Annotated in this window: 12 protein-coding genes; all 12 read right to left on the bottom strand. The window is 62.7% G+C overall.

What is annotated here, in order from left to right:
• Window positions 1–23: 23 nt before the first annotated feature.
• The 12 genes from AUJ55_07865 to AUJ55_07810 all read right to left on the bottom strand — a co-directional run bounded on the left by AUJ55_07865 (window position 24) and on the right by AUJ55_07810 (window position 12266).
• Window positions 24–1046: a hypothetical protein gene (locus AUJ55_07865; GenBank protein ID OIO56677.1), complete on the bottom strand. Its 1023-nt coding sequence runs from the start codon at window positions 1044–1046 to the stop codon at window positions 24–26.
• Window positions 1043–2539: a hypothetical protein gene (locus AUJ55_07860; protein OIO56676.1), complete on the bottom strand. Its 1497-nt coding sequence runs from the start codon at window positions 2537–2539 to the stop codon at window positions 1043–1045. Before AUJ55_07860 ends, AUJ55_07865 begins: the two co-directional genes overlap by 4 nt.
• 22 nt (window positions 2540–2561) lie before the next feature.
• Window positions 2562–3530 (bottom strand): hypothetical protein, encoded by a 969-nt coding sequence (locus AUJ55_07855; protein ID OIO56675.1) that lies wholly within the window; start codon window positions 3528–3530, stop codon window positions 2562–2564.
• 2 nt (window positions 3531–3532) lie between these two features.
• Window positions 3533–4339, bottom strand: coding sequence for a hypothetical protein (locus AUJ55_07850; protein ID OIO56674.1), 807 nt, complete (start codon window positions 4337–4339; stop codon window positions 3533–3535).
• Window positions 4336–5214: a methylthioadenosine phosphorylase gene (locus AUJ55_07845; protein ID OIO56673.1), complete on the bottom strand. Its 879-nt coding sequence runs from the start codon at window positions 5212–5214 to the stop codon at window positions 4336–4338. The genes AUJ55_07850 and AUJ55_07845 overlap by 4 nt, the downstream gene beginning before the upstream one ends.
• Before the next feature lie 20 nt (window positions 5215–5234).
• Window positions 5235–6320, bottom strand: coding sequence for a 23S rRNA (adenine(2503)-C(2))-methyltransferase (locus AUJ55_07840; GenBank protein OIO56672.1), 1086 nt, complete (start codon window positions 6318–6320; stop codon window positions 5235–5237).
• Window positions 6317–6745: a nucleoside-diphosphate kinase gene (locus AUJ55_07835; GenBank protein OIO56671.1), complete on the bottom strand. Its 429-nt coding sequence runs from the start codon at window positions 6743–6745 to the stop codon at window positions 6317–6319. Before AUJ55_07835 ends, AUJ55_07840 begins: the two co-directional genes overlap by 4 nt.
• Window positions 6746–6859: 114 nt before the next feature.
• Window positions 6860–8902, bottom strand: a complete 2043-nt coding sequence (locus AUJ55_07830; GenBank protein OIO56670.1) for a hypothetical protein — start codon at window positions 8900–8902, stop codon at window positions 6860–6862.
• A 105-nt stretch (window positions 8903–9007) separates the two neighbouring features.
• Window positions 9008–10336, bottom strand: a complete 1329-nt coding sequence (locus tag AUJ55_07825) for a tRNA (N(6)-L-threonylcarbamoyladenosine(37)-C(2))-methylthiotransferase MtaB (protein ID OIO56669.1) — start codon at window positions 10334–10336, stop codon at window positions 9008–9010.
• Window positions 10323–11357, bottom strand: a complete 1035-nt coding sequence (locus AUJ55_07820; GenBank protein OIO56719.1) for a tRNA 2-thiouridine(34) synthase MnmA — start codon at window positions 11355–11357, stop codon at window positions 10323–10325. Before AUJ55_07820 ends, AUJ55_07825 begins: the two co-directional genes overlap by 14 nt.
• A 352-nt stretch (window positions 11358–11709) precedes the next feature.
• On the bottom strand, window positions 11710–11907 hold the full coding sequence (locus AUJ55_07815; protein OIO56718.1) for a Fe-S assembly protein IscX: 198 nt from the start codon (window positions 11905–11907) through the stop codon (window positions 11710–11712).
• Window positions 11908–11915: 8 nt separating this feature from the next.
• On the bottom strand, window positions 11916–12266 hold the full coding sequence (locus tag AUJ55_07810) for a hypothetical protein (protein OIO56668.1): 351 nt from the start codon (window positions 12264–12266) through the stop codon (window positions 11916–11918).
• Window positions 12267–12445: the final 179 nt, after the last annotated feature.

Here is a 12445-nt window from a genome sequence, read left to right as displayed (position 1 = left end):
GGAATTCAAGCGACGGATGGTTTTTACGGCGAGGCGCCCTGCAAGCGTTGCAGGTTTTCGAGCATCCCCTCCCACTCCTTGAGCCGCTTTTGATTTTGGGGGGGCGAGGGATCGAGCGCCACGGCGCGGCGGGCCAGGGTGATGGCGCCGCTGAGATCCTCGGCCAGAAAGGCGGCGTCGGCACGGGCCATCAGTTTGGCGGCGGTGGCGGTCAGCTGCCCCTCCAGAGCACGCTGCGCCCCATTCTCTAACCAGCCCTGGTTGCCATGGCGGTCGAGCCACTGCCGAATCCCGGGGAGATCTTCCTTGTCTTGCAGCCCTTTGAGCTCCTCCAAAGCGGCATCTTTGGCGCTGGGTAGTCTGGGCAGGTTTTTCAGCGGCTCGCCCGGCCCCACCCGTACTTTGAGAGGGGTGGATGGCGCCAGGGGATGGCTGAGTAGATCGCGCCGCTCTTTGTTTTGCATCTGCGCCAGCCCCTCTGCAGCCTCGGGGGTTTCGGAAATCAGCGCCCAAAAGCGGCGAGCCCCCTCCCCGTCGCCACTGGTTTGCAGCGCTTGGGCGTGGGTCAGGATCGTATGGGTCAATTGGTCGAGATTGGTTTGGATTGAGGAAGCTACATCTTTGGGGGGGTGGGCGGCCAGGGCTTGGCGATACCCCTTGAGCAGGGCCGATTGGGTGGCGAACAGGCGGTTTTCGCGGTCCTCGTGCAGCTTGCCCCGCACCCGCTGCAAGGCAGCTTGCCCCACTGGACTGGATTGGGCGGCGAGGGCGTTTTGCCATGCCGCCAAGGCCCCCTCCAGATCGCCTTTTTGTTCCAGGGTAGCCCCCTCGGTCGACCACCTGGCGTAGGCTTGGGACTGATCGAGACGGGCGCGCTGGAGCAGGTTTTCGATCTCGGGGCTGCTTGGAGCCCCCTCCCCCAGGGCAATCGCCTGGGCGTACTGCCCCTGCTCCATTAAGGTGCCCATCTTCTGCGGAACGGTGGCACACCCGGCCAAACCCAACAGGCCGCATAACATCAGGGCATACCAGCGCCCCCCGGTCACGCCATCCCTCCGCGAACCCCGATCAGCTCTATCGCCCGCAGGGGATCGCGTTTGCCGTGCAGCGCCAGCTCGTGGGTTGCCCCCTGGGTCATCCAGGGCTGACGAATGGTCTCGGGCAGCAGGATGCCTCCGGTCGGCGCCTCGTCGCACAGACGCGAGGCGACATTGACCACATCGCCAACCACGGTGTAGTCGAGCCGGTCGGCCGCCCCCATCGCCCCCTCGACCACCGATCCGCTGTTGACCCCGATGCGCACCTGAACCCGGCGCCCCAGATTCAGGGTTTCAACCGCCTCGATCAGCTCCAGTGCCGCGTGGCAGCCGTGGCGCAGGTGATCCTCGTCGGGGACCGGCACCCCGAAGACCGCCATGGCGGCGTCGCCGATGAATTTGTCGATGGAGCCGTCGTGGCGGAAAACCACCTCGACCACCTTGTCGAAGAAGGCGTTGAGGATCTCGACCACCTCCTCTTCGCGGATCGACTCCGACATCGAGGTGAACCCGACCAGATCGATGAAGAGGATGGTGGCGTCAACCCGTTTGCCTTTTCGGGTCAGCTCCCAGGTCCCTTTCGAAACCTCGTCGGCCATGTGGGGGTGAACAAAACGGCCAAACGCCTCGCGCAGTCGTTCTCGCGATTGGATGTCCTCGGCCATTTGATTGAAGTGGACCACCAGGTGTTCGACCTCGTCCTGCCGGGTGCGGGGTTCGAGGCGGGTGTCGAGTTTGCCCGAAGCAATCGCCTGGGTGGCGTAGCTGAGCTCCTCGACGCGGCTAGAGATTTGCCCCCCCAAGGCGATGGCGATGGCCGCCATGATGCCGACCAGAACCAGGCCGATGAGGATGGTCTGCCAGCGCACCTTGCTGAGCCCCTCCTCCAAGGTGTGGTGCCCCATGGCGATCCAGACCCAGCCGATCACCTTGTCGGAGGCGCCGAAGGTGACCGGGGCGCGGATGATGGTCATTGCCCCATCGTGGGCGACCTCCACCGTGCGTTCGGGCCATTGTTGGGGAACCAGCGCCTCAAACACCGCCTGTTTCAACTGCTCGACCTGCTCCAAAAACTCAGGATCGCCCCCCTCCTGGCGGGCCGCCTTGAGCTTGTCCTCGAACCCACCCTGGCTCATCCCGACCCATTCGTCGGGTAGCGCAATTCCGGCAATCTGAGCCGCATCGCGCAGTTGCACCAATTGATTGGAGACCGCCCAGCCTAAGTTTTCGCCCCCCACGGTGCGAATCCCCGCAGCCAGGGTGCTCCCCCCCTCGACCACCAGATCGGTGGCCAGTTTTTTTAAGGAGTTGGCGTCGCCACGCAGAATGGGGATTTTGCTGCTGGTCGAGGCGACCGTACCCAAGGTTTTGCCCAGCACCGAGGCTTGGGCATAGACCATCTCCCGCCCTTTGTTCTCGACCATCAAGCCAAACAGGGCCACCGCTACCGCCACACCGACGGCAAGCACAAAGGCCAGTTTGAGTCTTAAGGGGATGAACATACGGGCCGTTTCCTAGCGGTCTTTATAAAAGGGGGTCATTGGGGGCGGACGGGGCGAGCAACGGTGAAATGATCTGAGCCTGATCGTCGGTCGATGGCGTCGCCACAGGAGCGTCAGGGATCGGCGGCAGATGGAGAGAGCCGTCGTTGTTCACCAGATTCCAATGACGCAGCACCTTTTTGTCTGCCCCCAGCGGACCAACCCAATCCCCGCTCGGGGTGCGAATCCAAATCACCCCGGCATTGCCCAAGGTCACGCGGTCGCCGGGGTGGAGCGAAACCACCCAGTTTTCGTCGGGAAACAGGGTAACGTCGCGGTAGGTCTCCCCCTCGCGTTCGATGTAAACCCAGCAGCGGTCAGAGGCTCGAAGGGTCACGGTTACCTCGATTGCTGCCGGTCGATCTCCCGCCTGTACCTCTTGGAGCGCTGAGGGGGGTGGGACTACCTTGTCGGCGGGTGCGGGGATCGCAACGTCGGACGGAGTGGGGACAGCAGTGTCGGATGGGATGGGCTGGACCTCATTCTCGGTCGGATTTGGCGAACCCAGGTCGATCATGTGGACATCAGGCCCCTCCCCCTGCTTGAGGGGGTGGTTAGGGGGGGAAACCTCCGTGCCGGGATCACTGTTGCCGAACAGCCAAGCAATGACCACAACCACCGCAATGGCCGCAAACACCCCGCCCCCAAAACGGCGGCGCTGCGCCGAGGCTGCCACCTTGAGGGAATTGGCAGGATGTTCGGCAAAGACGGTGGGTTGGCTCTGAAACTCGGCCGGAAGGGTCGCCAGTAGCGCTTCGGGATCGACGTGAACCAATTTGCAGTAATTGCGCAGGAATCCACGAACGTAGACCCCGCCCCCCAGACCGTCGAACTGGTTGTTCTCCACCGCCTGAACCTGATGGACGGGCCGTTTGAGGCGAGCGGCGACCTCCTCTAAGGAGATCCCGGCCGCCTCGCGGGCGCTGCGCAGATGTTCCCCAGTGCTGTCCACGGTTACTGTCCTCCCTCAAAGGGTTCGGTGCGAATCAAGCGGGATAACAACGCCCGTGCGGTTAATGCGTCGAGGCTATCGGGCGCGATTGCCACCACCTTGTCGAGGTATTCGCGGGCGGCGGCCCCATCACCATGGTTGAAGGCGTCGCGTCCCAGCCACACCAGAGCGGGGGCGAAGTTGGGGGCGTTTTCAAGGATCATCTCCATCGCCGCCTTCGCCTCGTCCCTACGGTTAAGGGCATCGAGGACCATCGCCATGCGGTAACGGGCGATGGGGTCCTCCTTTTGGGACAACTGCACCGCCGTGCCGGCCAGCTCCAATGCTCTGGGGTAGTGCTTCAGGTTGTATTCGGCCCAGGCGTAGTTGGCGTAGGCCATCTCCGGGGTTTGGTAAAAGGGGTTTTCCAACGCCTTTTTGAAGTGCGGAATCGCCTCGTCGTACCGCCCAAGCCCCATCAACATGGTACCTAAGTTATTCTGGGCATTGGAATAATTGGGGTCGACCTTGAGCGCCATCTCGAAACGGGCGGTCGCCTCTTCGTATTTGCCCAGCCCTAGGTAACACAACCCGATGGCATCGTGCAACGCCGCATCGGTACGCATGAGTTTTTCGGCCCGCAGTAAATCTTGCAGAGCGCGGGCGAATTGCCCCTTACCCAGGTAGTCATTACCCAGACGCTGATAGGCCTGCCCCTGTTTCTCTTTCTTGAATTCCTCGGTCGCCCCATCCCCACAGCCGTTCAACACCAGGGTCCAGCAGGTCAGTGCCAGAAGGGGCCAAAGCAGCAGGCGGGGAGGAAGGGTCATGAGCGGGGGCTCCAGATGGAGGCAAGTTTGCCTTTGATCTCGTCGCCGATGTGGGTCGGATCGGTAATGACGGCAAAGGCGCTGGCATCCTGACAATGGCAGGGGGAATCGAGGTCGAGCAACGGCAACACATGGGCCAGCAACTGACGAGATTTGGCCACGTTGGCCTGCATGATCGCCACCACCTGATCGACGGTGACCGCGTCGTGGTCGGGGTGCCAGCAATCGAAATCGGTGACCAGGGCGACGGTGGCGTAACACATTCCCGCCTCACGGGCCAGTTTGGCCTCGGCGGCGTTGGTCATGCCGATGATGTCCATCCCCCAGGCGCGGTACATCTTACTTTCGGCCTTGGTCGAGAACTGGGGCCCCTCCATGTTGAAGTAGGTCCCGCCCATTTGGTGGTCAATGCCGCAGGCGCCGCAGGATTCTTCAAGCGCGCCGGTCAGGTAGGAGCACACCGGGTAGGCCATCGAAACATGCCCCGCCACCCCCTCGCGAAAGAAGGTTTTGGGCTGCCCCTCTCGGTCGCGCGCGAAGGCAAAATCGACGAATTGATCGACGATGACGAACAGTCCCGGCTGCAGATGCTCTTGCAGGGAGCCGACCGCCGACACCGAGACGATCCGTTTGGCCCCCAGGGATTTCAAGGCGTAGATGTTGGCCCGGTAGGGGACCTCGCCCGGATTGAGACGGTGGCCCCGGGCATGGCGGGGCAGAAACAGCACTCGCTGCCCCTGCAGCGTCCCTTCGAGGATCTCGTCCGAGGGGCTGCCGAAGGGGGTCTCCACCTTGTGCCAACGGGTGTTTTCGAGTCCTTCGATGTGGTAAAGGCCGGAGCCGCCGATGACGGCGACGGCGGGTGTCTGCGACATGAGGACTCCCTGGTTTTGGGTTAAGAGGTTATGACGGGAATATCCCGCAGTTGCCCCGAGGTACGGCGAGAAACGACCCGCCCCTTGAGCTGCCCACAGGCGGCGTCCACATCCTGCCCCCGCGCCTTACGGGTGAAGACGGTGATCCCCCCCTTGAGCACAACGTCGTGAAACGCCAGCACCGCCTCTTTGCTGGAGGGGTGGTATTTCGAGCCGGGGAAGGGGTTGAAGGGGATCAAATTTACCTTGGCCGGGATCCCCCGCAGCAGCTTCACCAGCTTTTTGGCATCGCCGACCGAATCGTTCACCCCGCCCAGCATGATGTACTCAAACGTAATGCGCCGGGTCGCCTTGAGGGGGTAGGCGCGGCAGGCGTCGAGCAATGGTGCCAAGGGGTACTTCTGGTTGATCGGCACCAGCTCGTTGCGCAGTTCGTCGGTCACCGCGTGCAGGCTGATGGCTAGATTCACCGGGGAGGCGGCCCCCAACCGCGCCATCTCGGGGATGAGACCGGCGGTCGAAACGGTGATTTTGCGCTGGCCGATCTGCATCCCCTGCGAATCGGACCAGACCTCAAGCACGGGCAGCAGGTTGTCGAGGTTGAGCAGCGGCTCCCCCATCCCCATGACCACGATGTTGGTCACCGCCCGCCCCTCGCTGGCTAGCGCGGCGCGGATTTGCCAGACCTGGGCGTTGATCTCCCAGGCTTCGAGGTTGCGGGCAAATCCCTGGGTTGCGGTCATGCAGAAGGAGCAATCGATGGGGCATCCGACCTGGGTCGAGACACAGACGGTGCCACGGTCTTCTTCGGGGATGTAGACCGTCTCGACCATCTGGCCGTCGTGCAGGCGAAAAAGGAATTTACTGGTGCCATCGCTGCTGTCTTGCCGGGCGGTCAGTTCAAGCAGGGTGTTGTCGAGGTGTTGCGGCAGAAAAACCCGAAGATCTTTGGCCAGATCGGTCATCTGGTCGAAATCGAGGGTATGGCGGGCGTAAACCCAATGCAGAATTTGCTTGGTGCGGAATTTTTCTTTGCCAAGCCCGGCGATGACCCCCGCCAAAACGGCGGGGGCCAGGCCGAGGATGTGGGGGCGCGTGCCGCTCATCGGCGGGGGCAGAGCTCCACCTGGCCGAAGAAGTAGTTGATCTCCCAAGCGGCGGTCTCGGGGGCGTCGGAGCCGTGCACGGCGTTGGCGTCGATGCTGTCGGCGTGGTCGGCGCGGATGGTGCCGGGGGCGGCATCTTTAGGATTGGTGGCGCCCATCAGGTCGCGGTTGGTGGCGATGGCGTTCTCGCCTTCGAGCACCATGATGAGCACGGGTCCGGAGGCCATGAAGGAGCACAGGTCGCCATAGAAGGGGCGAGCCTTGTGCACGGCGTAGAAACCGCCGGCCTCTTCCTGGCTCAGCTGAACCAGCTTGGCGCCGATCACCGACAAACCGGCCTTCTCGAAGCGGTTGATGATGTCGCCGATGACGTTTTTGGCGACGGCGTCGGGCTTGAGGATCGACAGGGTGCGTTCAATGGCCATGGGTATTTCGGTCTCCAAAAAAGGGGGTAACTACGGGGAAATTTGAGGTTGCAAAGGGTACGGATACGGGGGGAAATCGCAATCGACGCGGGGGCGTGTATCCAGGCAACCCGGTTATTTTCCGTAGCGCTGATACCGGTTGCGTCCCATCTTCTTGGCCAGGTACATCGCCTCGTCGGCTTTGGCGATCAGCGCCTCTTCGCTGTCGCCGTCCTCGGGGAAGCAGGCGATGCCCAGGCTGCCCGAGGGGAGGATGCTCCATTCCTCGAATTCGATAGGGTGGTGCAGGTTTTTTAAGAGTTTTTCGGCCACCTGCTCCGCCACCTCGGTGCCGCTTAGCTCCTCGATCACCAGAACAAATTCATCCCCCCCGATGCGGGTGACGGTGTCGCCGTCGCGCAGCCCCGATTGCAGACGGTTGGCTACCTCGACCAACAAAAGATCGCCCGCCTGATGCCCCAGGGTGTCGTTGACCTCTTTGAAACGGTCCAAGTCGAGGAACATCACCGCCACATGGCCGTTGTGGCGCCGGGCATGGACCAACGCTTGACGCAGGCGGTCGTGCAACAGGGTGCGGTTGGGTAGGCCGGTGAGGCGGTCGTGGCTGGCCAGGAAGTGGAGTTTTTCTTCGAGCCGCTTTTGCTCGGTGACGTCCCGGTCGGTCGACACAAAATGGGTGACCCAGCCCCGGTCGTTCTTCAACGGGGTGATGGTTTTTTGTTCGTAGTACAACGAGCCGTCCTTGCGCCGATTGACCACCACGTCGGCAAAGGGCTCGCCCGCCAGGATGGTTTCCCACATCTGCCGGTAGTAGTCGTCGCCGTGTTCCCCCGACTTGAGCAGCCTGGGGTTTTTGCCCAGCACCTCACGGGCGGTATAGCCAGTCAGTTTTTCGAAGGCGGGGTTGACGTATTCGATGGCGCCGTCCCGGTCGGTAATCATCACCGAATCGGTGGTTTGCTCGATGGCCTGGGAGATCTTGCGCAGGTTGGACTCCCGCTCAAGGCGGGGGGTGGCGTCGCGCACCATGGCGATGTACCAGCGCTCCTCGGGGTCGATTCCGACCTCGCCGAGGCTCCATTCCATCACAAATCGGCTGCCGTCGGCCCGCCTGCCCAGGCTTTCCATGCCGATGCGTTCTTCGTTGGGGCGGGCGGTGGCGATCTGCGCCAAGACGTTGAGCGCGGGGCGGTTGTCCAAGCTGTCGGCAAAAAGCAGGGCGATGGCATGACCCGCCATCGCCTCGGCCCGGTAGCCGAACATCTTCTCGGCCGCCGGGTTGAACCCTCGAATTCGCCCCTCGCCATCGAAGGTCACAATTCCCTCGGGGGCATGGACCGCCAAGACCCTTGCCTCCTCCTCTTTGACCTTAAGGTCGTGCTGCATCTTGTTGAACGAGCGCGATAAATCTCCGATTTCGTCGCCCCGTCCGGTCGGCATCACAATCGTCCGCTCCCCCCGTCCGGCCATCACCATCGCGTCGCGAACCCGCTCCAACGGCAACAGGATGGTCCCCCGCACCACCGCCCAGGCGGCAAAACCCAACACCAGCGAAACCCCCAGGATCATGCTCCACAGGTTCCAACGCATCGCCTCGATGCGGGCCTGGATGTCGGGGCGGTAGAGGTGCAGGTTGAGCACACCACGCACCGGGTTGTCCTCGTAGCCGTGGCAGCTCAGACAGTCGTGTTTGGTCATGATGGGAAAAACCAGCGACAGGTGGCCGTCGGGGGAGATGGCGGCGGTCCGCTCCCCACGAACCGCCCTTTGAAAGGCAGCGGCATCGACGTCGCGTAACGGCTGCGAGGGGGTGGGGGTCCGTTCAAAACGCTGGTGTTTCAGGTGGGCGTTCACCCGATTCAGGGTATCGAGATCGCGGAAGGCGAGCTGGCCGTCGCGCCGGGCGATCTGAATCGACTCGATCCCCTGAGTCCCCGCCAGCTGCTCCAGCCAGCCCCGCACCAGGGGTCCATTGCCGGTCTCCATCAAGACTTCGAGGGAGCTGTAGAGGGTTTCGGCCAGCATCACCACCTGGGCACGTTCCTCCTGATCGATGGTTTCGGTCTGGTGATGCTCCAGAACCAGCCCCACCGGGATCATGAGCACCATCAGCAGCAGCGAAAGCAGGATGGCCAGGCGTGTACTGAAGCTATTCATCGCTAGAAGAGGGCTTCCTGGAGGGAGGGAAACGGAATGGAAGGGTGGCCGCAGACGGGGCAATGAGCAAGGATTGGCTAGGGTTTCCCCTGCAAACATCGGGCATTAGACGGTTGTGTGAATACCGATTTTTGCCAATCCAGAAGGCGTTTTTCCCTTCAGCACCCCCCCTTCGCGTTCGACAATCTCGACTCGAATCAGCCTACCCTTGGGGATGCTCCCCTGCCCCACCACCTCAAAATCCGCAGCGGTGCGTCCCCGCCATTGCCCCTCGGACCCCGCCTCGGTCAACACCTCCACCGTCTGCCCCACCAGACCATCCAGGCGGCGGGCGAGCAGTCGATCACCCAACCGGCGCAGATGTTTGGCGCGACGACGGGCGGCGAGGTAGTCGACCGGATCGGGAAAGCGGGCGGCGGGGGTGCCGGGGCGGGGGGAATAGCGAAAGACGTGCAAATGGGTGATCTGGAGGCGTCGGACCAGATCCCAGGTCTGCAAGAAGTCGCCGTAGTCCTCGCCAGGGAAACCGACAATCACATCGGCGCCGAAGGTGATGGTTGGGTTGGCATGTTGAAGCGCCAGACCGACCGCCAGAATTTCGTCGCGCCGGGCGCGCCGTTTCATCCGGGTGAGGGTACGGTCGGCCCCGGCCTGCAACGACAAATGCAGGTGGGGCATGAGTTTGGGGTGGGTGAAAAGATCCATCAGCCTTGAGTCGATGTGGGCCGGATCGAGGGATGAAATCCGCAGCCGCTCCAGCCCCGCAAGCTCAAGCAACTGGGCCACCAGCGCCGAAAACCCGACCTCACCATCATGCCAATCGCCCAGATCGACCCCGGTGACAACCAGCTCCCGGTGACCTGCCGCCAGCAGGCGAGCGCTTTGTTCGAGCACCCGTTGATGCGAAAGCGAGCGGCTGGGGCCACGGGCGGCGGGGATGATGCAGAAGGTGCATTTCTGATCGCAGCCGTTCTGAATCTGAATGTAGGCCCGGGTCTGGTGGGCAAAGGCCTCCAGATCGACCTCGTCAAAAACGTCGCGCTCCTCGGGGGCGCCGACCGCCACGGTGCCGCTGTCGGCATCAAGCAGATCGAGCAGCCGCCCTTTTTCCCCGTTGCCAAAGACCAAGTCGACCCCAGGGATGGCGGCCACCGCCTGGGGATCGACCTGAGCGTAACAACCGGTCACGGCGATTTTACCGCTGGGATTGGCGGCGCTCAGGCGGCGGATGAGTTGTCGGGCCTGGCGATCCGACTCCGTGGTAACGGTGCACGTATTGACCACCACCAGATCGCTGCCCGAGGGCTCGGCCATTACCTCCCACCCAGCGCCGCTCAGGGTTTGTTCGATCCAGGCCGCCTCGAAACGGTTGACCCGACACCCCATGTGAACCACGGCGGCGCGACCCGTGGTGGAAGGCTTAGTCGGCGCCATCGATCACCCCGCCAAAAAGCACCCTACCGGCCTCGTCGTACACCACCCCCGCCTGACCGGGGGTGATGGGGCCAAACGGTTTTTTCAAGGTGAGAACCGCCGCCGCCCCCGCATAGGCTGACATCTGCACCTCTTGCAGAGGACCGCGATGGCGCACCCGTAACCACACCGTTTCAGGAATCGCCTCGGAGGCGACCCAGCCGATCACTCCACGCAGGGTGACCACCTGTTTTTCAAGGTGGGCACGGGGGCCGACCACCAAGCGGTTGCGGGTCGGGTCGAGTTCGAGCACGTACTGCGGCTCGGCATCGGCGGTGGTCGCCTTGAGATCAAGCCCTTTGCGCTGCCCTACGGTGTAGCGGTGGATCCCGGTGTGCTGCCCGACCACCCGCCCCGCCGCGTCGACGATGGGGCCGGGCTGAGGCGCTGCCCCTTGAGCGCGAAGAAAGTGGTCGAGATCGCCATCGGGCAAAAAACACAGATCTTGGGATTCGGCCTTGTCGGCCACCGGCAGATGCAGCAGCCGCGCCGCCTGGCGCACCTCACTTTTGCTCAGCCCCGCCAGAGGAAAGCGGATCCGGGGGCGCTGTTCTGAGGGGATGGCGTAGAGGAAGTAGCTTTGGTCTTTGGCGGCATCTTCGCCTTGGCGCAGCGCCCTGCCCTCTTGGTCCAGGTGCGCATAGTGTCCGCTGGCGACCCCGACCGCTCCAAGCTGGTCGGCCAGTTCGATGAGGGGAGCGAACTTCACCACCGCGTTGCAGGTGGTGCAGGGGTTGGGGGTGATTCCGGCCCCGTAGGCGGCGATAAAAGGGAGTACCACCGCGTCGCGGAAGAGAGGCTCGCGGTCGATGACGTAGAAGGGGATCCCGAGTTTGCTGGCGGCGTAGCGGGCGTCGTCGATGTCGTCCAGAGAACAGCAGCGGCTGCCTTCCGACCACAGTCGCAGTGTCACCCCCACCACCTTAAATCCGGCGCGAAGCAGCAGGGCGGCGGTGACGGTCGAGTCGACCCCGCCGCTCATCCCCACCACCACGGTGGCGTCGGGTTGCCAGCCTTCGACCGCAAGGCGGCGGGTCAGGGTGTCCAGATCGTTCATCGGAATGTGGGGGAAACGGCAAAAGCCCGCCGGGGGGCGGGCTTGGTGGCAATTCGATGGGGAAAGGACGACACGATCATCTGCAACCTAACAAGAAAGGGGGATGACCTTTCTGGTCAGCCTTGTAAGAGCAGATTTATATCTGCGAATGAAGGGGCAAATCGGAACCCCTACCCCAATCCTCACCTGCATTGCGACAACTCAGCTTCGCCTCGGCGACAAAAGTCGCCTCCCACAAGTCCAAAAGGGCAGCCGAGGCGGAATTAAAGCGTTGCTCTTAGTCCTCCGCCTCATCCAACCAAGCCATCTGGATCGCCTCCAGAATTTTCTCGTTGGAATGCTCGGGGTTGTCTCGAAAGTTGGGCAGCTCGGTCACCCAGCGGTGCAGATCGGTGAAGCGGATGTTCAGCGGCTTGATGTCGGGGTGGGTTTCGGCCAGTTCGATGGCGATGTCGCGCACATCGACCCATTTCAGCGGTCGGTTCATCGCTTGATCCCCTTTTCGCGCAGCTTGGCCCGCAACGCATCGGCGTCGATGTTGCGGGTTTGACTCGGAATCTCGACCTCCAGGTCGTCGTAGGCGACCACCTGGCAACCGAGACGGGAGGTGGGGGTGAGTCCCCAGGCCTGATCGAGCATGTCCTCCTCCTCGTCGCTGGCCGGTTCCAGGTCGTTGAACCCTTTGCGGACGATGACGTGGCAGGTCGAGCAGGCCAGGGAGCCCTCGCAGGCGTGTTCGAGGTGGATGCCGTGCTCCTCGCAGGCCTCCAAAACGGTGGTGCCCGGCTCGACCTCGACGGTTACATCCATGGGCAAGAAATGGATCTTCGGCATGGCGGATTCCTATGAATATCGCGTGAATTTGGGCTTTTTGTCCCCTCGCCCCAGAACTAGGAGCCTGTCGGACTTGAGACCGTCCTACTCGGCAATTGCTCCTGCATTGCTCTACCTCCTGCATCCATGCAGTCGTGCGCCGGCGGGTAATCGGTCCAAATTTCCCCGGTTTTTCGTCA

It is taken from the genome of Proteobacteria bacterium CG1_02_64_396, from assembly GCA_001872725.1.
Taxonomy (GTDB): Bacteria; Pseudomonadota; MNWR01; order CG1-02-64-396; family CG1-02-64-396; genus CG1-02-64-396.
The sequence above is the reverse complement of the archived record's forward strand: the minus strand, read 5'-3'. Positions and strand labels throughout refer to the sequence as shown.

Excerpts from the sequence above, each read along its gene's own strand:
- AUJ55_07810 (OIO56668.1), bottom strand. The coding sequence starts at position 12,266 with ATGCCGAAGATCCATTTCTTGCCCATGGATGTAACCGTCGAGGTCGAG.
- AUJ55_07825 (OIO56669.1), bottom strand. The coding sequence starts at position 10,336 with ATGGCGCCGACTAAGCCTTCCACCACGGGTCGCGCCGCCGTGGTTCAC.
- AUJ55_07830 (OIO56670.1), bottom strand. The coding sequence starts at position 8,902 with ATGAATAGCTTCAGTACACGCCTGGCCATCCTGCTTTCGCTGCTGCTG.
- AUJ55_07850 (OIO56674.1), bottom strand. The coding sequence starts at position 4,339 with ATGACCCTTCCTCCCCGCCTGCTGCTTTGGCCCCTTCTGGCACTGACC.
- AUJ55_07860 (OIO56676.1), bottom strand. The coding sequence starts at position 2,539 with ATGTTCATCCCCTTAAGACTCAAACTGGCCTTTGTGCTTGCCGTCGGT.
- AUJ55_07820 (OIO56719.1), bottom strand. The coding sequence starts at position 11,357 with ATGAGCGGCGGGGTCGACTCGACCGTCACCGCCGCCCTGCTGCTTCGC.
- AUJ55_07845 (OIO56673.1), bottom strand. The coding sequence starts at position 5,214 with ATGTCGCAGACACCCGCCGTCGCCGTCATCGGCGGCTCCGGCCTTTAC.
- AUJ55_07835 (OIO56671.1), bottom strand. The coding sequence starts at position 6,745 with ATGGCCATTGAACGCACCCTGTCGATCCTCAAGCCCGACGCCGTCGCC.
- AUJ55_07840 (OIO56672.1), bottom strand. The coding sequence starts at position 6,320 with ATGAGCGGCACGCGCCCCCACATCCTCGGCCTGGCCCCCGCCGTTTTG.